Here is a 24,751-nt window from a genome sequence, read left to right as displayed (position 1 = left end):
TCTTTGCAGAAATTAAGGCAGCAACGCTGCGCTTGTGCTTGCAAACGCCGTTCTACGTAACGGCGTTCGCTGGAGTCGCCGCCTTACACTTCAAGCAACTGAAAACACTAAATACAAATCAACTGTCTATCTTATATAGCGAAATGCTTTTATCTCTAAGGAGTGTTCCTATTTGTTCACTGATCTGAATTTATTTCTAGCATTTGGAGCAGGTCTGCTTAACTTCATATCTCCATGTACGTTACCGCTGTATCCGGCTTTCATTTCCTATATTACAGGCATGTCACTGGATGAATTGAAATCGGATAAAGTGAAAATAAAGAAAAATGGTATGGTACATACGATTTTATTCCTAATTGGCTTCTCCATCATTTTTATCTTTCTTGGATTTAGCTCTTCTTTCGTAGGTACTTTCTTTATTCAATACCAGGATTTACTTCGGCAAATTGGTTCCATTTTCATCATTCTCTTTGGCTTGATGATCATCGGTCTGTTTACACCGGAATTCCTGATGAAGGAAAAGAAACTGCAGTTTAAAAACCGGCCGGCTGGCTATTTTGGCACATTTCTTATCGGACTCGCGTTTGCAGCAGGGTGGACACCTTGTACCGGTCCGATTACGGGAGCTGTTTTCATGCTTGCTTCCCAAAATCCGGGTGCAGGTATCTGGTATATGCTTACTTATGTTCTAGGATTCGCAATTCCGTTTTTCCTTCTCTCCATTTTCATTACCCGAGTTAAATGGATTCAAAAATATAGCCGTACAATTACTAAAGTTGGTGGCTATATTATGATTGCACTTGGGATTCTACTATTTTTCGATGGGTTGACGTTAATCATTGCGTGGCTCAGTCCATTTTTCGGTGGATTCATGGGGTTTTAACACTAATCTATATATCGAAACGCTTAGAGGGAATTTTCTAAGCGTTTTTTAATGGGAGAAAATTGTTATGTACACACTTTAGTTTTGAAAATGCAAATCCTTAAAAAATACTAAAATTAGTAATGTGAATGTAATGTAATTGTAAAGGGGAATTCATAATTAATATGTTACTGTTAATCTAGAAATTATAAAAAATAGATAGCCAGATAGATAGAAATTAAAACAGTTGGGGTGGAAATTGGTAATGCGTGTTATTAAATTAGTAATGGCTGTGCTTCTTATGGGCACGATTCAATTTACGATGTTAAATAAAGTCGATGCTGCAAATTCAAGTGAGATAGCAGCTTATGCAGAAAAGTTTTATGGTACTCCTTATAAATTCGGAGGTACAACACCCGACGGTTTTGACTGCTCAGGATATATACGATACGTCTTTAACAAGTTTAACATCAGTTTGCCAAGAACATCGGAAGATCAGTTCAGGGTTGGGACTCCGATAAGTAAAGACAATCTGATGCCAGGGGATCTTGTGTTTTTTGCTAATACATATAAAAGTGGTATCTCCCATACAGGGATCTATTTAGGGAATAACGAATTTATATCAGCAAAGAGCCAAGGGGTACTTAAAGCCAATTTAAAGACAGACCCTTATTGGGCACCTAAGTATGCGGGTGCAAAAAGAATATCAAATACCAATGTAGCTTTTGACCCGGAGCCAACAAAACCTGCTGAACAGATGAGTGAAGAGTTTAAAGATCTATCGGTAAAGCATCCAGCGTTTGAGGCAATCATTGCATTAAATAAAATCGACGTCATAAAGGGTTACGAGGATTCCACATTCAAACCCGAAAAGTCAATTACACGCGGACAAGCAGCTGCAATGATAAATCGTAAGCTTAAGTTAAAAGCAACTACCGAAGTGACGTTTAAGGATGTTGCGCCAGATCACCAATATGCTGCAGATATCGCGGCTTTGAGTGAAGCAGGAATCTTTAATGGATATGAAACTGGAGAATTTGGTATTAATGACAAACTAACACGTGCACATCTTGCAGGAATTGTTGACCGAGCGTTTGACCTTCAGAGTCAAGTGAATGGGAAAGTGCAATCCGCGTCTAAATATAGTGATGTACCGACAAGTCACTGGGCTTTCGGGGCAATCCATGCTTTGAAGACATTGGATAAGTCAACAGTGTTTCAAACAAAAAACTTTAGCATCGGGAAAGAAGCAACACGCGCAGAATTCTCAGTAGCAATATACAGTGCAATGGATTGAAAATGAATATATGAAGCAAAGCCCTTAATGACCATTATTGGAGTCGTTAAGGGCTTTTATTATTTAGTAGCAACATTGGAGTACCAGTCAATATGCAAATTCTATGCATTAATTATGACGTTTCTTAAACACAACTCGTACATGCATATTTTTTTGATATGTTCCTGATATCCTGAAAAAAGTAATAATAAACGAGAGGAGTTAATAGTGGTGGGAATAAAAATAAAACTTGCTGCAGTAGTAATTAGTATATTGGTTATCAGCGGTTGTAGTAAAAATGCCCAGCCCGTAAAGGAAATGAATCATTCCACTATGGGTGACATGATGGAAGGTCATATGAGTCATGACGAGGTAGTCATGTTAAATGACTCAACAGGGGAAAATGAATTGAAAATTCCTACTATGCTTGAACGGAATGCTGGAGAAGATGCAGTATACACAGTTCGGGCACAAAAAGGAAAGACCGAAATATTTAATGGAACTGAAACAGAAACGTTTGGATACAACGGATCGTTTTTAGGCCCGATGCTCCGCTTTGAAAAAGGTGACAAAGTTAAAATTAGAACGATAAATGAGCTGGACGAAGAGACCACTTTTCACTGGCACGGTCTGGAGGTAGCTGCGGACGTGGACGGTGGCCCCCATGATGCGCTAAAACCTGGAGAAGAAAAGCTGATTGAATTTGAAGTGGCACAAGAGGCAGCTACTTTATGGTTTCATCCTCATCCTCACGGCAAAACTTCTGAACAGGTATACAATGGACTTGCCGGTTTGATTTATATTGAGGATGATAATTCGAAAAGCCTAGGATTGCCAAGTATTTATGGTGAAAATGATATTCCTTTAATTTTTCAAGATCGTAATTTTGATGATAAGAAACAATTGAATTACAGCGCTACAAAGAATGAAGACGGAACAATCGGCGATACACTACTGATCAACGGGACGTTGAATCCCAAGTTGACTGTAAACAGAGAAAAGGTGCGTCTCCGTTTATTAAATGGATCGAATGCAAGAAATTACACATTCAAATTGAATACAGAGGATTCTTTTGTTCAAATTGCAACAGATGGCGGTTTATTGAATGAACCGGTTATTTTAAAAGAAGTGACATTGACTCCTTCCGAGAGAGCAGAAATTGTTGTTGATTTTTCACAGGCTAATGTGACAGATGAATTGGCATTAATAAATGAGGATAGATCAGTCATCTTACCTTTTGAGGTTTCTGACCAAAGCGGTGCTGTCAGCAGAATACCGGGAGAAATGAATGATTTTTCATTGACAGAAGAAGAAATGGACTTGCCCGTTACTAAGAAGATAGAGCTTTTTGGAATGATGAAGATGGTAGCGATAAATGGAAAGAAATTTGATCCGGAAAGAATTGACTTCAAACAGGGGCAGGGCGTTACGGAAGTGTGGGAGATTTACAACAAACCGGATATGATGGGTGGTATGATCCATCCATTCCATATTCACGGTGCACAATTTAAAATCATCTCAAGAGACGGAGAAGCACCGCCGGAAAATGAACGAGGATGGAAGGACAGCATTTCTGTAAAACCAGATGAGAAAGTGAAAATAGCGATACAATTTAAGCATAAAGGTGTATATATGTTCCATTGTCATATTCTTGAACATGAAGACAACGGAATGATGGGGCAAATTTTGATAGAGTAGCATATTGCATGTAGCGTAAAGAAAAGGAGAGAAATCAATCATGAAAAAAAGTGTACTCGTTGCATTCGGTTTATTGCTAAGCTTTGTGTTAGTCGCTTGCAGCGATGATTCGTCAGTTGGAAATGAAATTGAAGATATAAAAGGGAAGGTACATGAGTATAGCGTTGGAAGTTTTGGTGATGATGTAACAGCGTCCATTACTTCTCATGAACTAATTGTGAAAGACAAAGGCAAAGAATCGACATTTGACTTGCCAAATGATGAATTCTTCGTTTCCATTGCCCCATTTATTACAACTACGCATCCTTGTGGAATCCACAGTTTAACAGGGTGCCAAGGTGAATTAGTTAACGAGGATTTCGACGTGTTTATTCAAGATGAAGATGGCAACGTTGTGGTCGATGAAACGATGACTTCTTTAGAAAATGGATTTATTGATTTGTGGTTACCGCGAAATAAAAATTTTCCAGTGAAAATTACACATGACGGGAAAACGGTTAACTCTAACATATCTACCTTTGAAGGCGACAATACTTGTATTACAACGATGCAACTATCCTAAATACTTACTCATAATTCACTTGGAATCGTGAAGTATTAACCATACTTTTCACGGTTCTTTTTTATTTCTTATGATGGTTCAAATACGAAACGAGAAATAAGGATTTTATAAGGAGTTATGCAATTTCCGTTTATATTAATTCTCCCGGGGGAAAAAATACACCGAATGAAAATCTCAGGAGGTGCGTCTATGAATACGAAATACGCAGAAACTATTAAGGTGATTCTAGAATGTCTTAAGGAATGCAATACTTGTTTCGATGCATGCTTGAAAGAAGAAGATGTTAACATGATGGCTGATTGCATTCGGTTGGACCGAGAATGTGCCGATGTGTGTGCATTCGCTGCCCAAGCGATAACGCGTAATAGCCCATTCTCTACTCAGGTTCTAGAACTCTGTGCTGAAATTTGCGACCGTTGTGCTGAAGAGTGTGATCAGCATGACATGGATCATTGCAAACGCTGTGCAGAGGCTTGCCGTAAATGCGCCGAAGCATGTCGTCAAGCATTAGCGTAAACGATACTGAAAAACTTTATTGGAGGAGCTATCCCGAGAAATGTAACACGGTTTCTTGGGATAGTTTCATTCATAACTACTTTAATGAAAACAGAGGTGCAGTAGACAAATGAAGAAGCATGTATTTTTTCTAGGTCTCGCGATGGTTGTCGGTTTAAGTGGATGTGGGGACAAAACGACCAACGAGAATCGTACAGACGTTAATAATGAACCCCAACAAGAAGATATGGAAATGGAGATGAACCATTCCGGCTCAGGTGAAGTTCCTGCAAACTTGAAAGTGGCTGAAAATCCAACCTATGAAGTCGGAAGTGAAGCAATCATAGAAACTGATCATATGAAAGGGATGAAGGGTGCCGTTGCGACCATTGTGGGTGCTTATGATACGACAGCTTACGTAATTTCATATACTCCGGAAGCTGGCGGAGAAAGAGTGGAAAATCATAAATGGGTAATCCAAGAGGAAATTAAGGATGCTGGTGATAAAACATTGGAGGCAGGTACTGAAGTCACTGTAGAGGCAGACCATATGAAAGGGATGAAAGGAGCGGTAGCGGAAATTGATTCAGCTGAAAAAACTACAGTTTACATGATTGACTATATGCCAACTAATGGTGGTGAAAAAGTAACTAACCATAAGTGGGTAACAGAAGATGAACTTTCAGCTAACTAACGATATGAAAGGAACGCCCCATATGTTGAGGATATTTCAACTTATGGGGCTAATTAGTGTTATATGCAATTAAATTGGATCTGACTCAATCCAATCCGTTCTCCATAACTGCTTTTACTAACCGACGTACTTCATCCGTCGTTTTTGTATTCATCAATTCGTTTCTCAATTCAGCAGCGCCTCTAAATCCGCGAATATAGATTTTGAAAAAGCGGAGAAGCGGTTTGAATGGACGTGGTTCTTCTTCTGTTGAATATTTATCATGGAGATCCAATTGCAACAGCAGTAAATCTAGATACTCTTTCACGCTATGTTCTCTCGGTTCTTTCTCGAAAGCAAAAGGATTCGTGAAAACACCGCGGCCGATCATGACGCCATCGACGCCGTATTGTTCTACTAGTTTTAGTCCTGTTGAACGGTCAGGAATATCGCCGTTGATTGTTAACAACGTATTTGGAGCAATTTCATCTCGTAACTTTTTTATTTCAGGGATCAATTCCCAGTGAGCATCCACTTTGCTCATTTCTTTTCTTGTACGAAGGTGAATGGACAGGTTTGCAATGTCTTGCTCCAATATATGTCGTAACCATTCGTGCCACTCGTCAATCTCGATATAGCCTAGTCTTGTTTTTACACTGACTGGCAATCCACCCGCTTTTGCTGCTTGGATGATTTCAGCTGCAACTTCAGGGCGTCGTATTAAACCCGCCCCTTTTCCGTTAGCCGCAACGTTTTGCACCGGGCATCCCATGTTGAGATCGATGCCTTTAAACCCGAGTTTCTTCATGTCGATGCTCATCTGTTTAAAATACTCAGGTTTATCACCCCAAATATGCGCGACAATCGGCTGCTCATCCTCTGTGAACATCAAACGGCCACGAACGCTTTCTCTTCCATTCGGATGACAATAACTTTCCGTATTCGTAAATTCTGTGAAATAAACGTCAGGTGGTGCTGCTTCGGCAATGACATGACGAAACACGACGTCAGTCACATCTTCCATCGGTGCTAATATAAAAAACGGCTTCGGTAGATCAAGCCAAAAATTATCTTCGTTACTCATTTTGTATCCTCCTGTTGCATGCAAAATCATTTGCTCATCAAATAGTATCATTTATTGCGGCCGAATGCACTGATACATTCTCGAAAAGTAGTAGTTTGTATGCATGATAAAGACTTTTCATTCCAAGGGTCCATTCTTTCTAACAAGGGCTCATTCTTTCACTGTCGAGGTCCATTCTTTCTAACAAAGGCCCATTCTTTTATTACAAGGAAAAACTGAATGTACGGTCTTCCAAAAACTCTCCGTCCCGGTACGTCCGTTCCACGAATGTGATGTTATTCTCATGATCGATGAGCAGGGCTGTCGATGAACGGGTGCCATATCCTTCTGATTTAATGAATAGGGAAGAAAGAACCCGTTCCAATTGTATTCCCACTCCTGTATCAGGAAGTTGCTCGTCTGGAAACGGTTCGGTATCCTGCAACATGTCGAACAATTCGTCGGGCTGAATAACGCGTTTTTGTTCAACGAGCTTATGAAGATTTGTTTTCCCTTTAACGACTTTTGGCCATGGTGTATCAAGAAAATGGTTGCACAGCCCATATGTCCCGGGGGTAATCTTCTTCACTTCATTTTCGACATTCGAATAATAGCACAACTTATCTACGGTGCCGACGATTACGTTGAATCCCGCATACTCGGCCTTCTTTAGCTGCAATGATTTCAAAAATTCAGCGGCAGTCAAATCGGAATCGAGGAAATCAGTCACAATTTCACCACGCGACCGAACGTTCTTCTTTTGCTCAGAAGGATCTCTGTAGTTAGTCAGTGCAGCAAACCGACCTTTTTTCGTAATGCCAAGCCATGTCCCGCGTTGGGATAAATCCCTGCCTGCCAACAGATAAGGCTTGTCTTCCCAAAAATGTGCTGGAGCAGTAGGGCGTTTGTAAAACTCATCCCTGTTTGCAGCTACGATCAAACGGTAGATCGAATGGTCCTGAAAATGAAAGTTAATCAAACACATGACAACATCACTTCTCCTTTCTAAAAGTATACAATGTTATAGGGGTCTTTAACTACAGAAAATGGACTCTCAATTATTGACTTGTTCTTTCACATCCATAGATAGATGCGCGCATCAATTCATCATTCATTTAGAAAAACAAAATATTAACCCGACAAAATGGGGCATGGAATGTCGGGATGAAACATTCAACTCCTGTTATTCTATTGAGGAAAGGAGGTCAGATAATGGATTTGCTTAAGAGCATGAATGATGCAATGAGGTACATTGAGGATAACCTCACGAATGAAATAGATTTTATTATGGTGGCAAGAATAGCTCATTGTTCCGAATATCATTTTAAAAGGATGTTTTCTTTTCTTGCAGGTATAACATTGTCAGAATACATTCGCAGTAGACGATTGAGCTTGGCTGCATTTGAGCTTTCAAATAGTAATGTAAAGATAATTGATATGGCAGTTAAGTATGGATATAATTCTCCAGACTCTTTTACTAGAGCTTTTCAAAACTTTCATGGTGTAACACCATCAGAAGCAAGGAACAACGGACAGCAACTAAAAGCCTTTCCACCAATGACCTTCCAATTATCAATTAAAGGAGGAAATGAAATGAATTACCGAATTGAACAAAAAGGTGAGTTTAACATAGTTGGTATTATGAAAAGAGTCCCGATTATTTTTGAAGGCGAAAACCCGGAAATTACAGCGATGTGGAAATCTTTGACGATGACAAAAATAGAACAGTTAAAAAAACTTTCAAATGTGGAACCGGTAGGGATTATTCAAGCATCAACAAACTTTTCTGAAGGACGTATGGAAGAAAAAGGAGAGCTTGATCAGTATATAGGGGTGGCAACTACACAAGGATGCCCTGAAAACTATTCAAAATTAGAAGTTCCTGCCTTAACTTGGGCGATTTTTGAATCAACTGGACCTTTCCCTAGTACACTACAGGAAACTTGGGGAAGGATTTATTCTGAGTGGTTTCCATCTTCCAATTATCAAGTTGCAGAAGGACCAGAAATCTTGTCGATTAAAACTCAAGATTTAACTTCACCATCTGTGACAAGTGAAATTTGGATTCCGGTTTTAAAAAGGAAATAAGATTAAGGAACTTCCGCGCAACCCAAAACAAGTTTGCGGGATCAATATTGGAAAAACGAAACAAGCAAGATTTGAAAAAACACAGTCCGCTTAGGGCTGTGTTTTTTTCGTTATTTGGTCGAGCCATCGTCCATCGCTACTGATGATCCACTAGTTTTATCATTACTCGATTCGCCATGCCCCGGTCCAAATAAATTCAAGATCACTACACCTACAAGTATAAGAGTGATTCCTACAATACTAGCCAAATTGATTTTTTCCTTCCAAATGCTAACTGAAATTATCACAGTAGCGACAATCCCAATACCTGACCAAATGGCATAGGCAGTATTTAAGGGAATTGTTTTAAGAGACAAGGATAAAAAGAAAAAGCAGCTTATGAAAGCGATGACGACCCCGATTGTAGGGAATAGCTTTGAAAATCCTTCGGAAGCTTTTAATAAGGAAGTACCAACGAGCTCCAGAGAAATCGAAAGTGCTAAATATAAATAGGACATCGTTATTCTGCCTCCTGAATCATATCAATAAGTTCATGTAAAACTTGTATTTGAAGATCCTTAGATAATGGTTTCATTCCAAATATCTCTGAAAACCACAAACCATCTATAGATAATCTTGCGATCGTTGCTTTGACTGGATCAATTCCATCATTACTTAATTCTTTGAGCAAATTATCGTATTGTTGCCGAAAGCCATCTAATAAATCGGGATTATAAAACATCGCGGCCATAATTGAACTTAGATGCTTATTGTTATCGATATCGGAATAGGTCGATGTTACGTAAGCTCTGCTCCATTTTCCGTGTTCTATTTTATCGTCATTCACTAACGTCAAAATGCTATCGAAATAATTGTTTGACCAATCTTCCACCATTCCTTTTATTAACGCTTCTTTATTTGGATAATGGTACAACAGTCCACCTTTACTCATCCCAGCCCTTTGAGCGATCGCTTCTAATGTGAGTTTGACGACTCCTTCTTCTTCCACAAGTTCCGATGCAGCAGTTAATAACCTTTTTTTCTTGTCATTCATAATAACTCCTCCAAACCAACACTCTTTTTAGTGTACCGTCTGGACGGTTTTTTATCAATTGCTTAGACCTTGTAGTATTTGTAACGAATGATAGGTTACCTCTCTACTTGCTAACTTTACATGCTATACTCATTTTACGAACTTTATAAATTTTTAATAATTCGGTGTGTTTTCGAAGGGGAATACAATGATGAACAAATGGCTTTTTGGATTTTTAGTCGTATTAACTACATCTTTAATGGGATCAGCATTCGCAATCGGAAAGATTGGATTGGTTTACGCGACACCCATTATGCTTGTAGCCCTGCGCTTCCTTATAGCCGGGGTCATTATGGCGATAATTGTAAAATGCTTACGAATCGCTCATCCTAAGCAGATGGCGGATTGGATGAAAATTGCGCTGATCGGATTTTTTCAAACGGCAGGTGTCATGGGATGTATTTTCGTCAGCTTACGGACGATAACAGCGGGGCAATCCTCTATATTAACTTTTATGAACCCGCTTTTGGTTGTTATATTTGGAACGCTTTTCATGAAAATGAAATATAGTTGGCGACAATGGTTCGGTGTTATTTTAGGTTTTATTGGTGTGATGATAACGCTTGGTGCACAGGTGGACTTGAAAATTGGAACCCTTTTTGGCTTTCTGTCTGCCATTTCGTGGGCAATCGGAACTTTACTGATTAAAAAATGGGGCGTTCAATTTAACACATGGGTTTTAACAGCTTACCAAATGTTATTTGGTGGTCTGATTTTATTCGTTGGAAGTTTTCTATTGGAAGAACCTTCATTTCAAATTACAGCAATATCAATAACCATCCTATTATGGCTAGCACTCATGGCCTCCATCGTTCAATTTGCTGTTTGGTTTTATCTTTTACAAACTGGCGAGCCCGGCAAAACAAGCGCATTCTTGTTTTTAGCTCCATTCTTTGGAGTCCTTACCGGATGGTTACTACTGGATGAAACAATTGCATGGAATGTAATAGTAGGTGGTGTATGTATATTCATCGGCATCTTCATGGTGAATTGGACAGCTAAGGTAGTGAAAAGTGTATGAGAAAGGAGGAGAAATTTCAATATGGAAACAAGCTATAAAACAATATTTGACCGTTTCTCTCTCTATTTATTAGCGATTTTTGTTTCCCCCGTACTGTTTGGAGCTTTTATGGCACTCTACTCAATGATCGCTTTTAAAGACTCTTGGAGTTTTGGTCCAACCGTCTTAGTTGTGGCTCTATATTCGTGGCCGTTCTTTGGATTTGGAGCCTTTCCTATTTCATTGTACATCGATTTTTCAGCTCGATTAAAGGAGCATCCGAACTGGGTAAAGGCGTTAGTATATGCGTGTTCCGGTGGCTTGGCAGGTCTTATTGCAAGCGTTATACTTTATGGTCTTTACTCAATGATTTTCATGTTCCTCTTTGGTATGGTCGGCGGAGTTCTTCATTTTATCGTATTGGTACTGATTAAAAAGTTCATCAAGTAGTACTCTCGCGTGAAGGTGGGGGAATTTCGTTGAATAAAGATAAAGAAAGTCCAGAAGAATTAAGAGAAAGATTGAGACAAGAAGAATTGAAAGGAAACCCTGCAGGAGGTATTCACGGCGGGGGGCTCCAAGATCTTGTTGGAGGATTAGGATGGAAGGGGACCGGCATATTAATTCTTTTACTACTAGTTGCAACCATACTCTATTTTGCTTTCTTCAACTAGAGAAAAAAAGGGGATTTTATAATTGAAAAAAGCTGCTTACATATTCATATTCACAATATCTTTACTATTAACTGGCTGTCTTGACGAAAAGCCAGGGGGTGCCTCCTCTAAGATGACAATTGAACCATATACCTTGAATGAACACGAAAAGCTGCTTGTTAGTAAAACGGGAGTCGGGCATATTGATTTCTTCAAGTTAAATGGCACACTTGGCGAAGATGAGGATTTGGAGCTTACCGTGGAGCTGTTTAAAAACGGAGAGTTTCAGGAGGAATTGATGAAGACTTGGGGCGTCCTTGATAAAAAAAATAAAGACATCCTTATTTCCTTTGGAATAAGTGATTTCAATGGCGAGGATGACTTTGAGAAAACCTTAAAATTGATATCCGGCATACCTTCCGGCCTAGCGACAACGGAATATACAACTACCATGACAGCTTCTTCTATTGGTAACTTAATCGGCGATAAGATTACTCTGAAGAAAAACGAACCTGTTAATTTAGTAGCGTGGGCAGGCACAACTAAAAACTCGTTGCGGTCTATAGGAAGTGTAAATGGCGAACTGCCTGAAGGCCTTGATGAATTTGAAACTGCGTTATTATATAAAATTGTATTAACTGATAAAGACAAAGAATAACGATTACTGACAGTTACTATTGAAAAGATGAGTTACAGGCAACACCTTGGACAAAGGTCTACCCGTTTGAAACAATGTTTATGTAGATAAATAGGAAGGGAGTATCCAACATGAAAGTATTCTTAATCGGAGCGAATGGTCAGGTAGGAAAGCATATTGTGAATCTCCTTCAAGCGAGTGAAAAACACGAATTAACGGCAATGGTGCGAAGTGAGGAACAGGCACAGCAACTCAAACAAGCTGGCGTAAATACGGTTCTTGCAAATCTAGAGAGTAGTGTGGAAGATCTGGCTGAAGCAATGAAAGGTTCTGATGCCGTTATTTTCTCAGCAGGATCAGGTGGGAAGACGGGGCCGGATAAAACATTGCTAGTTGACTTGGATGGGGCTGTGAAATCCATGGAAGCGGCTGAAAAAGTAAGTGTAAGCCGTTATATCATGGTAAGTGCGTTTCAAGCCTATGACCGAGAATCTTGGAAAGACAGCCCAATTAAACCGTATATGGTTGCAAAACATTATGCGGACCGGTTGCTAGTAGCTAGTAATTTAAACTATACAATCTTCGGACCTGGGCTTTTACTGAATGAACCGGGCACAGGAAAAGTAGCTGTTGGAAATGATCTTGAAAAAGGATCTATCCCACGTGAGGATGTGGCAAGAGCGGTTGTCGCATCATTGGATGAGGAGCGGACATATAAGAAGATTATTGGCTTAATGTCTGGTGAGACTGAAATAAATGATGCATTACAGAACATTGAGTGAGGATTACTTCGGTATATAATCTAATTAAAATATGAGAATGAACACGGACTGATGGTAACTCACAGTCCGTTTTTTTATGTCTCATTTAGACGTCGAAATGGTACAATGTGCCGAATGAGAAAAAATAACAAGAATGTTTGTAACGAAACGATGTTTTTTTAGATATATAGGGTGAAAGGAGGTAGGACGTTGGGGGAGCTAACGGAAGTATATGAACAAAATGCCGAACAAGTTTTCAAATATTTAATGGTCCTCTGTCGAGATGCTAACATTGCAGAGGAACTAACACAAGAGACTTTTTACCAAGCTGTGCGTTCAATCGATACGTACAATGGTGAATGCAAAATGTCTGTTTGGCTATGTCAAATTGCAAAGCATACCTATTATAAGTTCGTCGATAAGCAAGTTAAACAACCGCAATCACCGCAACTGCTGAATCAAGTGCCTTCAGTAGAAAACAAACTAATCGAAGGTGAAGATAAAATTGCACTTTATCGGACAATTCATTCGTTAGAAGATCCGTATAAAGAAATTGTGTTACTTCGTATACTGGGCGGCTTAACCTTTAAAGAAATCGGAGAAATCCTCCTGAAAAATGAAAATTGGGCTAGGGTTACCTTTTACCGCGCCAAATTAAAATTAAGAGAGCGAGTGAGCTTGAATGAAGACTGAATGCTATATTGTCCGTGATTTATTACCATCATACATAGACCAGCTATGCAGTGAGGAAACGTCAAGATTTATAGAGAATCATATCGCTACTTGCGAACAATGCGCGGAGCACCTGCATCAAATGCGTGAAGAATTTGACGTTCATGAGGAGCCAGATGTTCAAGCTAGGATTGAACAAAAAAAGCCTTTCCAAAAGGTAGCACATTATTTCGATGTACAGAAGAGTTTTATGACCTTTTTAAGAAGATCGTTATGGATTTCGATCATCGTGACAGTTGGTTTTTTTATTCACTCTTTAACGATGTTTATTGATCTTAACCAAGATCGACAAGAAGCACAAGGGATTGAAGAGCAAAAACGGAGTATCTTGGAAGACGCATTCGGGGTATTAGAAACACAAAAAGAACCGGATGAAACAGCACTCCTATCGGTATTCCAAAAATACAATGGGGAGCTCCAGTATTTGGCTGTATTTTCTACTGAGGATATAGAAGGCTTCACGCTTTTACGAGATGGGAAAACAGAGCCTTATCCAATTGATTACAAGCGTTTACAGGAAGGACCCACAACTATTTATCCGATTAATTATGCGCACGCAGCGCTTGTAGTTGGAAAGAATGGGATGATTACAGAGTCAATTATTCCAAATGATTATGATATAGGTACAGTAGCAATGGCTGATAATCAATGGATTGTACAATATGAATATCAGGATTCCTATCTTGAAACAATTGAAAAAGCCCATCAAATTAAGTATTATGGCCCTACTACCTGGACGGTCTTCCAGTTACCGATTGTATTGTTCATCATCACTGCATTCATACTCGGCAACTGGCTAATCCAAAAACGAAATTCAAAACCTGTGGAAAATATATTAGACTAACGTAAAAAACAGAGTTAACTTCCAATGTATGGAGTTAACTCTGTTTTTAATAAAGTTGATTACCCCAAGACTATTTCATATTGGAAGTAGTAAATGAAAACTAATGGAACTTCCTCTCCATTAAGATTTAGAGCAATAGGCTTTATCCGTAATTATGACACTGCGGTTTGACAATAAAATAGCGAGTTTTGTATGATTAAAAAATCGGTTGTCAACCGACCCGTCAAGGAGGGGAATTATACGGAAAATCGGAAACCAATGAAAGCGCCAGTGCTGGGAAAATCGGATGTCCCACATTCCCAGCAGACGAGGTGGAGGAGTATCGAAACAGTCGGCGGATGCCTCCCGATCGAAACGCCCGATTGTAACTTTTGCCTACAAAACATCCGAGCAATCGGACGGACAACAAGGCAAAAAGGCTATTCTAACAAGTAAAAGGCAAACACTTCGGAAATTCCGAGGTGGATTTTGTCATTTCTTCATGAGGAGGAAATCAATATGTGTGGAATTGTCGGTTATATTGGAGAGCGGGATACGAAAGAGTTCTTACTTAAAGGGCTCGAAAAACTTGAATATCGTGGATACGATTCAGCGGGACTTGGACTTCTGACAAAGAGCGGCGTGGAAGTCATCAAAGAAAAAGGACGGATCGCGGATTTGCGAAATGCAGTTGATCCATCCATCGAGTCCAAAACAGGGATCGGCCATACGAGATGGGCGACACATGGGATACCAGATAAGAAGAATTCCCACCCACACCAAAGCGAATCCGGACGCTTTACGCTTGTGCATAACGGCGTCATTGAAAACTATGTACAATTGCAAAAGCAATACTTGCAAGACGTGAACTTGAATTCGGAGACCGATACTGAAGTAATCGTACAATTAGTTGAAGTGTTCGTACTAAATGGCATGACAACTGAAGAGGCTTTTCGTCATACGTTATCCTTATTGCACGGTTCTTACGCTATTGCCATGCTGGATACGGAAGATCAAGGAACAATCTACGTCGCGAAAAATCGCAGTCCGTTGCTCGTCGGTGTCGGGGAAGGCTTTAACGTCGTCGCATCCGATGCGATGGCAATGCTGCAACTGACGGACCAGTTCATCGAGCTCCATGATGAAGAAGTCTTACTCGTCACAAAAGAAGCCATCCGCATCATGACGCTCGACGGTACGGAAATCAACCGAGCTCCTTATACAGCAAAACTCGACATGAGCGATATCGAAAAAGGAACATACCCGCACTATATGCTCAAAGAAATCGATGAGCAGCCAGGCGTAATGCGCAAGATTTTAACGGCTTACACAAATGATCACGAGGAACTCACTATCGACCCGGCGATCATCCAAGCAATTAAAGACGCGGATCGACTTTACATCATTGCGGCCGGCACAAGCTACCATGCTGGCTTGATCGGCAAGCAATACTTCGAAAAGCTCGCAGGCATCCCAGTCGAAGTGCATATTTCAAGCGAATTCGGCTACAATATGCCATTGCTTTCGAAGAACCCGTTGTTTTTATTCATCACCCAATCCGGGGAAACAGCCGACAGTCGCCAAGTGCTCGTGAAAATCAAAGCGCTCGGCTACCCGACGATCACAATGACAAACGTTCCAGGCTCCACGTTGTCACGAGAAGCAGACCATACTTTGCTTCTCCATGCAGGTCCAGAAATTGCGGTAGCATCGACGAAAGCGTACACAGCCCAAGTCGCCGTGCTCGCCGTCACTGCATACGTTGTCGCAAAACAGTTCAACAAGGAAATCGATTTCGATTTGAGACAGGAACTCTCCATCGTCGCCAACGCCATCCAAACCCTCGTCGACTCGAAGGATGACATGAAACAGATTGCGAAGGAGTACCTTGAAACAACACGCAACGCTTTCTTCCTAGGGCGAAACATAGACTTTTACGTCAGCCTGGAAGGCGCACTCAAACTAAAAGAAATCTCCTACATCCAGGCAGAAGGATTTGCCGGCGGAGAACTGAAGCATGGAACAATTGCCCTTATTGAAGAAGGTACACCAGTTTTCGCCTTAGCGACTCAAAAATCCGTCAGTCTCAATATCCGAGGCAATGTCAAAGAAGTCGTCGCTCGTGGCGCGCATCCGTGCATCATCTCTATGGAAGGCACGGAAGAGGAAGGCGATCGTTTTGTCTTGCCGCCTGTACATGAGTTACTGACACCAATCGTTTCAGTTGTTCCGTTACAGTTGATTGCGTATTTCGCATCGCTTCATCGTGGGTGCGACGTGGATAAGCCACGGAATTTGGCGAAGAGTGTTACGGTGGAGTGACTAGGCTTTTTTAATAATTTATAATAAAGTTTGATTAAAAATAACCTCTTCGGTATTATATCCGTAAGAGGTTATTCTTTTATTTTATAGACAAAAATTTGGTATATAAATTACATAGAGATTTTAATTGGTTATATGAAAAACATGGTGGGAAGCTAGAAACCTATTAGAAAAAAATTTTTAGAGGTATTAGAATTAGAATATCCAAACCCCCTCCGGCTTTTGTCGTTTTAATATACTTAGGGTTGCTCAAAATACTATTTCAGCATATTGAACTTAAAAAGAGAGACCCCCAATATTAATTCCCGTTTACTATGCGTTAGACAGACATTTTTGATTGATTGCTCAAAGGATTCGAGCGCATAACCAATGTAAACCAGACGGCAAACCCAAGATAAACTACTGTCAAAATAACGAATATGAAATCAAACTGCTCCGCCAACTGCCGAAATAGGGCAAAAAAGACAACGATGTAATGTATCAGATTTCCCAATACGACAGGTTTGTTATAGATGCCGCCGATCCGGGCAGAACGTGTAAACCAGTTCAACATTGCGAACCCTAAATATAGTCCTCCGATGATTTGCAGGAGAATCAGAATAATGGGTGAAGGGTCAATCCCTAATATTTTTGAAATTTCTTCGGGAATAAAGGTTCCTGCCAACCCCAACAACCCCATTATCACGGCACTACTACTCAAAAGCCATTTTGTTTTCATTTTTTTCCCCTTTTCATCTAATATTGGAATTTTATAAACAACAACCAGAGAATTCTAAACAAGCTTTTATCCATAAGTATTTCCCCACCAAACACAACAATCGTTAAATTAACCTTTATATAACATCTGGATAGATAATTTATTATATTCGCCGAAACTCCACTTTTTACCTTTAAGCAAGAGCTAGCTTCAACAAATTTTGTGTTCCCTAATTTAGAGCATTTCAGCAGAAATAATGTAGTACCGTTTAAAGTTATACCGGTTTAAAAAAACGTTGCACCGATGTGGTGCCCCCTTGTGTAAGAACGTTTATGGGATATTTGACATTCTTTACATATCCCTAATCACTACGTATAATAGACCTGTAAAGTCGATTTCAATGAGCATATCAAATAAATTATAAGTGGTGAATTTTGTGAGTGCGGTAGTTTCTAAATAAGAAAACATTATAGGAAATAAGGAAGTTTTAACAACAGGGGATTTCAGTTATATTCACCCCCTTATTTTGTTGTGGACTTATTTCCACTTATGAAGACACCTACCATACTTTACAAACAAGTGCATCACTTCATGATTAGAACTATCGTTATTGATGGTTTTATTTATGTATTTTACTTTTGCATTGTAAATGTAAGCTGCGGTGGATGCCGCAGCTTTTTTATATTTATATCCAACTCATTGGAATTTTGCCGTTAGGTTTCTTCATTGCTGATCTAATAATCACATGGAGGAGAATGAAAACATGAATGAAAGTACTTTTGAAAAATTACAATACAACGAACTAAAAGAGATCGTAAAATCTTATTGCGTTAGCGGACTAGGCAAACAACTATTTGATAAACTAATTCCCAGTTCTAACTTAAAAGTAGTCAAACATCGATTAACCGAAACATCTGAAGCACGTGCTATTCTGGATGCAGGAGGAAACGTACCTTTCATGGGTGTTTCCAACATTGAACATACAATTGACAAATTGGAAAAAGGCGTAATTTTAGCCCCATCAGAGCTTTTAAGTATTTCCGATTTTTTGAGAGGTTGCCGAAAAATAAAAGTTTTCATGTCCGGTAAAGAATTTTTTGCTCCGACATTATCGTCATATGCCAATTCCATGACAGAATTCATGGAGGTAGAAGAGGAAATTAACTTTTCTATAAAAAATAATCAGATTGACTCGGACGCCAGTAAAGAACTCAAACGTGTTCGTCAACATATCCAAACAACTGAACAAAAAATAAAGGAACGATTAAATAAATTTCTAAACAGTAGTTCAAATAGAAATTACATTCAGGAATTCATAATTAGTATCAAGAATGATCGCTATACAATACCAATAAAATCCTCATACAAAAATCAAGTACAGGGAACTATCATTGAAAAATCATCTAAAGGTTCAACAGTCTTTATGGAACCTAGTATAGTGCAAAAATTAAGTGTTGAACTAGCAACATTAAAATCAGAAGAGGCAATGTTGGAATATCAAATACTAGCTACTTTAACAGGTCTAGTGACTGAAAATCTTCAAGCCATTAATATTAATATTGAGCTTATTTCCCAGTACGATATGATTTTTGCTAAAGCTAAATATAGCAAACATGTGGATGGAATTGAGCCAAACATAAATGATTATGGGAATATAAGATTAATAAATTGCAAGCATCCATTACTATCGGGTCATGTTATACCACTTCAGTTTCAGATTGGGAGCACTTATCGTAGCTTAATCATAACCGGACCTAATGCCGGGGGAAAAACAATTGTGCTGAAGACAATTGGCCTTGTTACTTTGGCAACTATGTCTGGGTTCCATATTACTGCTTCGAAAGAAACTGAAATTGCAGTATTTGAGCGCATGTTTGTAGATATTGGTGACAATCAGAGTTTAGAAAATGCACTTAGCACGTTCTCTTCTCACATGAAGAACTTGTCAGAGATACTTCGATCAGTAAACAACAATACTCTGTTACTATTTGACGAGATCGGCAGTGGGACAGAACCAAATGAAGGAGCAGCATTAGCAATCTCCCTCTTAGAAGAGTTTTATCTTAAAGGATGTATTACCGTTGCAACAACGCATTATGGAGAAATAAAACGTTTTTCCGAAATGCATAGTGACTTTATGAACGCCGCCATGCAATTTAATCATGAAACTTTAGAACCGTTATTTAAACTTCTCATCGGGCAGTCTGGGGACAGTAATGCTTTATGGATCTCTAGAAAAATGAATGTACCGGAAAATGTTTTAAAAAGAGCAGAAGAGTATATGGAAAATAAAGAATATCGCTTGGAACGGTTAAATGAGAGCAAAATCCTAAGACCAAAAACAGTGGTTGAAAAAGTCAATAAAAATATCGACTATCAAAAAGGAGACCGTGTAAAACTGCTTGACCACGATAACTTTGGAATAGTGTATAAAGAAAAGGACAACTATCATAACGTTACTGTGTATTATCAAAAACAATTTATTGAAGTAAACGAAAAACGCTTGGCACTTGAGTTAAAAGCTGAAGAGTTATATCCAGAGGGCTATGACTTAGACACTTTATTCATTGATTACAATACTAGAAAACTAAATCATGATATAGAGCGAGGATCGAAAAAAGCACTTCGTAAAATCCAGAAAGAAATTCGAAATAATAAATAAACAAAAAAGAATCCCACTTTCGTTCGAAGGTGGGATTCTTTTGTACTTTAAATACTTACGGGTTTTGTTTGCACCGTTTTACCCCTTTTTTTGATATGATTATCTAAAGTTTTTTTGTCGAAAAGAAAAATGACATTTGATATTAAACAATGTTGAGGGACCGATATAGTACGAAGAATAATAATAGTAGACTCTATTCAATGAGGAGAAGTTAATGAACTACATCCAATCACTTAGAAAATTTATTGGGACGAAACCGATTATTGCACCTGGTTCAGCAATAATCGTGATGAATAAAAAGAATGAATTATTATTACAATTACGTTCAGACACAAACGATTGGGGAATTCCCGGTGGCGGTATGGAGTTAGGAGATAGCTTTGAGGAGACGGCTAAAAAAGAATTGTATGAGGAAACTGGACTTATTGCAAATCGCTTAGAAATATTGGGAGTAGCTTCAGGCAAGGAGTTTTATTATAAATTTCCCCACGGAGATGAGATATATAATGCTACTGCTATTTACAAGGCGGTGGATGTAACCGGAGACATGAAAAGAGATGAAGAAAGTTTAGAGTTAGCTTACTTTCCAATAGATTCTTTACCTGCATTAAACTACACTACTCAAAAAATATTAGAAAAGATTGGGTATTTAAAGTGAGTAAAATCGTTAGTAATTTATGTAAAGATCAGTGAGCTGCTTATACAGCCTCTATTTTTATTAATAGAAATAGGGTGATCTTTGTTGGTGGAAAAATACATAACAGTTGAAAACGGGGAAGTATGGACTGAAAAAAGAGGGCAAGGTGTTCCAGTCACTTTAATAAGCGGAGGACCAGGATCAAGCAATTATTTAGAACCTGTATCCAGTCTAATTGAGGATGCTTGTGAGGTAATTATGTTTGATCCAAAAGGCTGCGGGCGTTCTAGTTATAATGGAATTGGGTAAATTGGGTATGATATCGAATCAGCTCTTCAAGATTTGGAACGAATTCGTGAAGAATATGGGCACGAAAAATGGATTGTAGTCGGACATTCTTGGGGAGCTGATTTAGGTTTAGCTTACTCAATGTTATTTCCACAATCTATAGTAGGATATGTTTCTATATCGGGGACAGGAATTCAAAATGATCGGGAATGGAAGGAAACGTATATTAGGAAAAAGGCTGAAAAAGATGAATTGAAACCTGATTTTCAGTACGAGGCAAACAAAATTGTCCATCGTTCCTTAATCAATTCTTGGAGATCATTCATTAAAAAACCACTGTTACTAAAAGAGATCTCCGAGATTACAGCACCCTCATTATTCATTTATGCTGAACATGATATCCGTCCAGCTTGGCCAATTATGCAGATCTCGAACCTAATATCTAACTCTAGATATATTGAAATTAAGGGAGCCGAGCATTATATCTGGCTTAGTGATAAGAATAAGTTAAGTGAAGTACTCAGAGACTTTATAAAGAATTTTTCTTGTTCTTCTAAATGATCAATTTTGTTCAGTAGCATATCTCAAATATGATATACTCTTAGTGAATTAGAAATGGAAGGAGCATTATACATGTGTTGCTCATGCTGTCCGGTCGTTGAAAAATCCCTTATCTAAAAAGAAATTATTAGATAAGGAGATTGAAAAATGTTAATCCAAAATAAAATTATTCAAAGTGTTAAAGATAAATGTAATAAAGATGAGTTGGTTTCAGCGTGTATGATGTATGGATCTTTCACTAAAGGTGAAGGAGATCGATATTCTGATGTTGAGTTTTATATATTCATTCAAGATGATAAAATGGAGAATTTCAGTTCGAGACATTGGGTTTCTGAAATTTATCCGGTTGACTTGATCTTTTACAATGAGTATGGAACTGAGGTAGCGATTTTTTCAAATATGATCCGTGGAGAATTTCATTTTCTTCCTGTATCTAAAATAGAAATTATAAAAAGTTTTAAGCCTACTGGAGTTTTCCCAGATCCAGAGTCTATGTATATTTACGATTCTACAGAGCAATTAAAGCCTTTGCTTGATGATTTAGGCGGAGCTGGACCAAACCGAATGACTGATGAAAATGTTAATTTCGCTTTTAATAACTTCGTGAATGCTTGGTTGATGGGCGTGAACGTTATGAGAAGAGGAGAATTAGCTCGGTCTCTCGAGGCTTTAACCTATGTGCAAAAGTATATTTTACAATTGATAAGGGTAAAGGAAAATACGGTTGAACGCTGGTTAAACAGTACAAAAAATTTAGAAGAAGATATAAGTGCAGAATCGTATAAGGACTATGTATCAATAACCTCTGAATTAAATGAAGATACCATAAAAACTGCTTATACGAATGCGTTGAATATAATTGAAGCATTGTATGTAAGACTGGGGTCTATCTATAAGGTCGATGTAGACAAAAATCTAATTAGTAAGCTTTCTAGCTATCTGAAAGAATAAAGTAGCTAAGCCCGCTGTTAAAAACAGTGGGCTTTTCAATTAGTCGGCTTAATCATAGAGTAGGAGAATGTCGCTTCAAACCTGTAGAAAATATATTAGACTAACGTATACCAAACAGAGTTAACTTCCAAAATGCATGGCGTTACCTCTGTTTTTTTTATGGTGTTTCATGTTGATTGACACAAGGCCATCGGGTCAATTTTTCATATAATCCTCAACTAATTCATAGCATCTCTCTTCTGTAAGATCTGCCAGCACAACGACATACTCCAAATGTTCTTGTGTACCGCCTTCGTATTGTAGCGAAGCTTCCTTTGCAGTATCATCTCTATAACTTATCCAGTTTCGTTGTTCATCTCTCAATTGATTCATTTCTTCTGAAGAAAGTTGCTCTTGTAGGACTCCGTACACTTCATTCAATAATCCATCCCACAGATCATATCGATCTCCTTCGACCTTTTTCAAAGCGTAAGTTGAAGAATCGTTGGAATACGTTTTTCGTATTTCTTCGACTTCTTCGTTAATATCGGCAAGTTTTTGTAAATATTCTTCCTTCATAGTGCCATTTTCATCATCAATACCTGTATCCCCGTTGTTGGTGTTTGAAGTGTTTTCTGTTGATTCAGTAGTAGAGGAATCGTCATTTCGCGACTCATCAGATGTGTTTCCACAAGCAGCTAATGCAACAAGTACCATTACCATTCCTATTACTGATTTCCAATAGTTTTTCATGACAAACCAACTTTCATCATTAGATTTACTCCTGTGTTACTACAGGATGATAGGAATTTCTCTTCTACTATACAATATCAGAAAATCCTATTGTTCAGGCTAACGGTGAAATGTAGTTCGCATTTGTGTAAGTGCTTTAGAAATAGAAAGATGAATGCTGATAATTGTCAAAATGTACACAATAAATAATTCAAAGAGTTTGATAAAATGAAACTGGAGGTGAAAGCTGTGACTGATTATAAAATGAAGAATTGGGGACGGCTTATAAAATATCATCGTCAGCAGCAAGGATTAAAGCAAGATGATGTAGCAGTGGGTATTTGTACACCTTCTTACTTGAGTCGTATTGAAAATGGCGTTGTCATTGCTGAAGAAAATATTTATGAAATGTTGTTAACGCGTTTAGGCATTGATTTGTCTCAAGAAAAAGCTGATTTAGAAATGAAACATGTTTTTCTTGAAACGATATACGCAAAACTACTTTCAAATGAAATTCTTACACAAAACGAATTAACAAGGCTAAAGTCTCTTCAAACAGAATCATTTCAACAAGAAGTCGATTTGCTAGCTGGACTGGTTTATAGTCGGTGGTTATTTTCGATTGATGAGTTAATAGAAGCTAGAGAGATGCTACTAAAAATCGAGCCGTTTATCACTTGGCATCAATACAGGGCAACTCAAATGTATATTGCGGTCACAACGAATGTTCATTTATCTTTCTTAGAGTTTCGGGAGATCATCTTACGAGAACAACAGCACCGAGTTAGCAACTATATGAATACTGCTAGTCGTTTTGAGCAAGCGAATTATTATTATCATTTAGCTTTTGCCCACCATCGCTATTATTCGTTCCAACAAGGATTATATTACATCAATACTGCGACAGAAGCGTTCTCCCATCAATATAAACCTTTGTTCCAATTGAAGCTTTATTCGATGAGGGGGGTTATTCTGAATGATTTACATAGATACCAAGAGGCATTAGTGGAATTTGAAGCAGGACAAGATTTGTTGAGAAATGTTTCCGCATTACAGACACCGCTTCAGTGGAGTTCTCTGTATAATAATATTGCCTACTGCTTTGAATGTCAGGGATTATTCATGGAAGCCGTGTCATTTTATGAGGAAGCAAATCGTTTTCAAGATGATTTACATACAGTTATTAATTGGATGCGGGCTAGTTATCAACAAGGGAATGAAGAAGCGTTAAATAGGCTTTTTAGTATCTACCCAAGGGAACGTTTCACTGTTCTCCATCATCAATATCAGTGGGATTTACTAAAATATGCAAGTGGGTGCAACCTCGAGCTTACTAAATTGAAAGAGATAGAAGAAATGGTCTTTCCCTATTTTGAGCAGCAAGAATATTATTCATTAACATTGTATTATGCACCATTATGGGCTGCGTTTTATGAGGCTCTTCATGCATATAAGCAAGCTAGCACTTGCTTCAAATATGCATTTCTCGCGAGTGAGAAGGTACGTCAGCGTATGAGCAGCTAAAGG

At 38.6% G+C, this 24,751-nt stretch carries 27 protein-coding genes; 21 read left to right on the top strand and 6 right to left on the bottom strand.

The window, feature by feature from the left end:
- The first annotated feature begins 172 nt into the window (after nucleotides 1–172).
- From AC0L13_RS13815 to AC0L13_RS13790, 6 genes are all read left to right on the top strand, one after another.
- On the top strand, nucleotides 173–883 hold the full coding sequence (locus AC0L13_RS13815) for a cytochrome c biogenesis CcdA family protein (RefSeq protein WP_473640527.1): 711 nt from the start codon (nucleotides 173–175) through the stop codon (nucleotides 881–883).
- Between the two features lie 244 nt (nucleotides 884–1,127).
- Nucleotides 1,128–2,159, top strand: coding sequence for a C40 family peptidase (locus tag AC0L13_RS13810; protein ID WP_473640525.1), 1,032 nt, complete (start codon nucleotides 1,128–1,130; stop codon nucleotides 2,157–2,159).
- A 210-nt stretch (nucleotides 2,160–2,369) separates the two neighbouring features.
- Complete coding sequence (locus AC0L13_RS13805) at nucleotides 2,370–3,836, top strand: multicopper oxidase family protein (protein WP_473640523.1); 1,467 nt, start codon at nucleotides 2,370–2,372, stop codon at nucleotides 3,834–3,836.
- 40 nt (nucleotides 3,837–3,876) lie between these two features.
- Nucleotides 3,877–4,398 (top strand): CueP family metal-binding protein, encoded by a 522-nt coding sequence (locus AC0L13_RS13800; protein ID WP_473640521.1) that lies wholly within the window; start codon nucleotides 3,877–3,879, stop codon nucleotides 4,396–4,398.
- A 189-nt stretch (nucleotides 4,399–4,587) separates the two neighbouring features.
- Entirely contained in the window at nucleotides 4,588–4,914 is a 327-nt protein-coding gene (locus AC0L13_RS13795; RefSeq protein WP_473640519.1) for a four-helix bundle copper-binding protein, read from the top strand.
- A gap of 109 nt (nucleotides 4,915–5,023) precedes the next feature.
- A complete protein-coding gene (locus AC0L13_RS13790) occupies nucleotides 5,024–5,587 on the top strand; it encodes a YdhK family protein (protein ID WP_473640517.1) in 564 nt (187 codons plus the stop codon).
- An 85-nt stretch (nucleotides 5,588–5,672) separates the two neighbouring features.
- Here the strand turns inward: AC0L13_RS13790 and AC0L13_RS13785 are convergent, their stop codons facing one another.
- Both AC0L13_RS13785 and AC0L13_RS13780 read right to left on the bottom strand, forming a co-directional pair.
- On the bottom strand, nucleotides 5,673–6,650 hold the full coding sequence (locus AC0L13_RS13785) for a tRNA dihydrouridine synthase (protein ID WP_473640515.1): 978 nt from the start codon (nucleotides 6,648–6,650) through the stop codon (nucleotides 5,673–5,675).
- A gap of 202 nt (nucleotides 6,651–6,852) precedes the next feature.
- A complete protein-coding gene (locus AC0L13_RS13780; protein WP_473640513.1) occupies nucleotides 6,853–7,614 on the bottom strand; it encodes an NRDE family protein in 762 nt (253 codons plus the stop codon).
- 227 nt (nucleotides 7,615–7,841) lie between these two features.
- On the opposite strand from AC0L13_RS13780, the gene AC0L13_RS13775 reads away from it, so the two are divergent.
- Nucleotides 7,842–8,717 carry an AraC family transcriptional regulator gene (locus AC0L13_RS13775; RefSeq protein WP_473640510.1) on the top strand — a complete coding sequence of 292 codons (876 nt, stop codon included), beginning with the start codon at nucleotides 7,842–7,844 and terminating at the stop codon, nucleotides 8,715–8,717.
- A gap of 110 nt (nucleotides 8,718–8,827) precedes the next feature.
- Here AC0L13_RS13775 and AC0L13_RS13770 read toward each other — a convergent pair whose 3' ends face one another.
- Nucleotides 8,828–9,214 carry a DMT family transporter gene (locus tag AC0L13_RS13770; protein ID WP_473640508.1) on the bottom strand — a complete coding sequence of 129 codons (387 nt, stop codon included), beginning with the start codon at nucleotides 9,212–9,214 and terminating at the stop codon, nucleotides 8,828–8,830.
- A 2-nt stretch (nucleotides 9,215–9,216) separates the two neighbouring features.
- Nucleotides 9,217–9,750, bottom strand: coding sequence for a TetR/AcrR family transcriptional regulator (locus AC0L13_RS13765; RefSeq protein WP_473640506.1), 534 nt, complete (start codon nucleotides 9,748–9,750; stop codon nucleotides 9,217–9,219).
- 190 nt (nucleotides 9,751–9,940) lie between these two features.
- Between AC0L13_RS13765 and AC0L13_RS13760 the strand changes: the two genes are divergently transcribed.
- The 8 genes from AC0L13_RS13760 (at nucleotide 9,941) to glmS (ending at nucleotide 16,717) form a co-directional block, all read left to right on the top strand.
- The gene (locus AC0L13_RS13760; RefSeq protein WP_473640504.1) at nucleotides 9,941–10,810 is read left to right on the top strand and encodes a DMT family transporter; all 870 of its coding nucleotides are present in this window, start codon (nucleotides 9,941–9,943) and stop codon (nucleotides 10,808–10,810) included.
- 21 nt (nucleotides 10,811–10,831) lie between these two features.
- Nucleotides 10,832–11,239 (top strand): hypothetical protein, encoded by a 408-nt coding sequence (locus tag AC0L13_RS13755; protein WP_473640502.1) that lies wholly within the window; start codon nucleotides 10,832–10,834, stop codon nucleotides 11,237–11,239.
- A 29-nt stretch (nucleotides 11,240–11,268) separates the two neighbouring features.
- The gene (locus tag AC0L13_RS13750; RefSeq protein WP_473640500.1) at nucleotides 11,269–11,463 is read left to right on the top strand and encodes a DUF6366 family protein; all 195 of its coding nucleotides are present in this window, start codon (nucleotides 11,269–11,271) and stop codon (nucleotides 11,461–11,463) included.
- A 22-nt stretch (nucleotides 11,464–11,485) separates the two neighbouring features.
- Nucleotides 11,486–12,100 carry a hypothetical protein gene (locus tag AC0L13_RS13745; RefSeq protein ID WP_473640498.1) on the top strand — a complete coding sequence of 205 codons (615 nt, stop codon included), beginning with the start codon at nucleotides 11,486–11,488 and terminating at the stop codon, nucleotides 12,098–12,100.
- A gap of 110 nt (nucleotides 12,101–12,210) precedes the next feature.
- Nucleotides 12,211–12,861 (top strand): SDR family oxidoreductase, encoded by a 651-nt coding sequence (locus tag AC0L13_RS13740; protein ID WP_473640496.1) that lies wholly within the window; start codon nucleotides 12,211–12,213, stop codon nucleotides 12,859–12,861.
- Nucleotides 12,862–13,050: 189 nt separating this feature from the next.
- Nucleotides 13,051–13,533 carry an RNA polymerase sigma factor gene (locus tag AC0L13_RS13735; RefSeq protein WP_473640494.1) on the top strand — a complete coding sequence of 161 codons (483 nt, stop codon included), beginning with the start codon at nucleotides 13,051–13,053 and terminating at the stop codon, nucleotides 13,531–13,533.
- A complete protein-coding gene (locus tag AC0L13_RS13730; protein WP_473640492.1) occupies nucleotides 13,523–14,416 on the top strand; it encodes a zf-HC2 domain-containing protein in 894 nt (297 codons plus the stop codon). The genes AC0L13_RS13735 and AC0L13_RS13730 overlap by 11 nt, the downstream gene beginning before the upstream one ends.
- 498 nt (nucleotides 14,417–14,914) lie before the next feature.
- Entirely contained in the window at nucleotides 14,915–16,717 is a 1,803-nt protein-coding gene (gene glmS / locus AC0L13_RS13725; RefSeq protein ID WP_473640489.1) for a glutamine--fructose-6-phosphate transaminase (isomerizing), read from the top strand.
- Between the two features lie 319 nt (nucleotides 16,718–17,036).
- On the opposite strand, the gene AC0L13_RS13720 is transcribed toward glmS, so the two are convergent.
- Nucleotides 17,037–17,435: a multidrug DMT transporter permease gene (locus AC0L13_RS13720; protein ID WP_473640487.1), complete on the bottom strand. Its 399-nt coding sequence runs from the start codon at nucleotides 17,433–17,435 to the stop codon at nucleotides 17,037–17,039.
- A 742-nt stretch (nucleotides 17,436–18,177) separates the two neighbouring features.
- On the opposite strand from AC0L13_RS13720, the gene AC0L13_RS13715 reads away from it, so the two are divergent.
- From AC0L13_RS13715 to AC0L13_RS13695, 5 genes are all read left to right on the top strand, one after another.
- Entirely contained in the window at nucleotides 18,178–20,076 is a 1,899-nt protein-coding gene (locus AC0L13_RS13715) for an endonuclease MutS2 (RefSeq protein WP_473640485.1), read from the top strand.
- 214 nt (nucleotides 20,077–20,290) lie between these two features.
- Nucleotides 20,291–20,734: an NUDIX hydrolase gene (locus tag AC0L13_RS13710; protein WP_473640483.1), complete on the top strand. Its 444-nt coding sequence runs from the start codon at nucleotides 20,291–20,293 to the stop codon at nucleotides 20,732–20,734.
- A gap of 84 nt (nucleotides 20,735–20,818) precedes the next feature.
- On the top strand, nucleotides 20,819–21,022 hold the full coding sequence (locus AC0L13_RS13705; RefSeq protein WP_473640481.1) for an alpha/beta fold hydrolase: 204 nt from the start codon (nucleotides 20,819–20,821) through the stop codon (nucleotides 21,020–21,022).
- Nucleotides 21,023–21,562, top strand: coding sequence for an alpha/beta fold hydrolase (locus AC0L13_RS13700; protein WP_473647013.1), 540 nt, complete (start codon nucleotides 21,023–21,025; stop codon nucleotides 21,560–21,562). It abuts the gene before it with no gap.
- Nucleotides 21,563–21,709: 147 nt separating this feature from the next.
- A complete protein-coding gene (locus AC0L13_RS13695; protein WP_473640479.1) occupies nucleotides 21,710–22,513 on the top strand; it encodes a nucleotidyltransferase in 804 nt (267 codons plus the stop codon).
- Between the two features lie 195 nt (nucleotides 22,514–22,708).
- Here the strand turns inward: AC0L13_RS13695 and AC0L13_RS13690 are convergent, their stop codons facing one another.
- On the bottom strand, nucleotides 22,709–23,245 hold the full coding sequence (locus AC0L13_RS13690) for a lysozyme inhibitor LprI family protein (protein ID WP_473640477.1): 537 nt from the start codon (nucleotides 23,243–23,245) through the stop codon (nucleotides 22,709–22,711).
- Between the two features lie 228 nt (nucleotides 23,246–23,473).
- On the opposite strand from AC0L13_RS13690, the gene AC0L13_RS13685 reads away from it, so the two are divergent.
- Complete coding sequence (locus tag AC0L13_RS13685; protein WP_473640475.1) at nucleotides 23,474–24,748, top strand: helix-turn-helix domain-containing protein; 1,275 nt, start codon at nucleotides 23,474–23,476, stop codon at nucleotides 24,746–24,748.
- Nucleotides 24,749–24,751 lie beyond the last annotated feature (3 nt).

The sequence above is a fragment of the Sporosarcina sp. QA0331 genome (assembly GCF_055808055.1).
The sequence above is the reverse complement of the archived record's forward strand: the minus strand, read 5'-3'. Positions and strand labels throughout refer to the sequence as shown.

Excerpts from the sequence above, each read along its gene's own strand:
- AC0L13_RS13790 (WP_473640517.1), top strand. The coding sequence starts at position 5,024 with ATGAAGAAGCATGTATTTTTTCTAGGTCTCGCGATGGTTGTCGGTTTA.
- AC0L13_RS13740 (WP_473640496.1), top strand. The coding sequence starts at position 12,211 with ATGAAAGTATTCTTAATCGGAGCGAATGGTCAGGTAGGAAAGCATATT.
- AC0L13_RS13780 (WP_473640513.1), bottom strand. The coding sequence starts at position 7,614 with ATGTGTTTGATTAACTTTCATTTTCAGGACCATTCGATCTACCGTTTG.
- AC0L13_RS13695 (WP_473640479.1), top strand. The coding sequence starts at position 21,710 with ATGTTAATCCAAAATAAAATTATTCAAAGTGTTAAAGATAAATGTAAT.
- AC0L13_RS13690 (WP_473640477.1), bottom strand. The coding sequence starts at position 23,245 with ATGAAAAACTATTGGAAATCAGTAATAGGAATGGTAATGGTACTTGTT.
- AC0L13_RS13800 (WP_473640521.1), top strand. The coding sequence starts at position 3,877 with ATGAAAAAAAGTGTACTCGTTGCATTCGGTTTATTGCTAAGCTTTGTG.
- AC0L13_RS13715 (WP_473640485.1), top strand. The coding sequence starts at position 18,178 with ATGAATGAAAGTACTTTTGAAAAATTACAATACAACGAACTAAAAGAG.
- AC0L13_RS13755 (WP_473640502.1), top strand. The coding sequence starts at position 10,832 with ATGGAAACAAGCTATAAAACAATATTTGACCGTTTCTCTCTCTATTTA.
- AC0L13_RS13795 (WP_473640519.1), top strand. The coding sequence starts at position 4,588 with ATGAATACGAAATACGCAGAAACTATTAAGGTGATTCTAGAATGTCTT.
- AC0L13_RS13775 (WP_473640510.1), top strand. The coding sequence starts at position 7,842 with ATGGATTTGCTTAAGAGCATGAATGATGCAATGAGGTACATTGAGGAT.
- AC0L13_RS13770 (WP_473640508.1), bottom strand. The coding sequence starts at position 9,214 with ATGTCCTATTTATATTTAGCACTTTCGATTTCTCTGGAGCTCGTTGGT.
- AC0L13_RS13760 (WP_473640504.1), top strand. The coding sequence starts at position 9,941 with ATGAACAAATGGCTTTTTGGATTTTTAGTCGTATTAACTACATCTTTA.
- AC0L13_RS13810 (WP_473640525.1), top strand. The coding sequence starts at position 1,128 with ATGCGTGTTATTAAATTAGTAATGGCTGTGCTTCTTATGGGCACGATT.
- AC0L13_RS13730 (WP_473640492.1), top strand. The coding sequence starts at position 13,523 with ATGAAGACTGAATGCTATATTGTCCGTGATTTATTACCATCATACATA.
- AC0L13_RS13765 (WP_473640506.1), bottom strand. The coding sequence starts at position 9,750 with ATGAATGACAAGAAAAAAAGGTTATTAACTGCTGCATCGGAACTTGTG.
- AC0L13_RS13710 (WP_473640483.1), top strand. The coding sequence starts at position 20,291 with ATGAACTACATCCAATCACTTAGAAAATTTATTGGGACGAAACCGATT.
- AC0L13_RS13785 (WP_473640515.1), bottom strand. The coding sequence starts at position 6,650 with ATGAGTAACGAAGATAATTTTTGGCTTGATCTACCGAAGCCGTTTTTT.
- glmS (WP_473640489.1), top strand. The coding sequence starts at position 14,915 with ATGTGTGGAATTGTCGGTTATATTGGAGAGCGGGATACGAAAGAGTTC.
- AC0L13_RS13720 (WP_473640487.1), bottom strand. The coding sequence starts at position 17,435 with ATGAAAACAAAATGGCTTTTGAGTAGTAGTGCCGTGATAATGGGGTTG.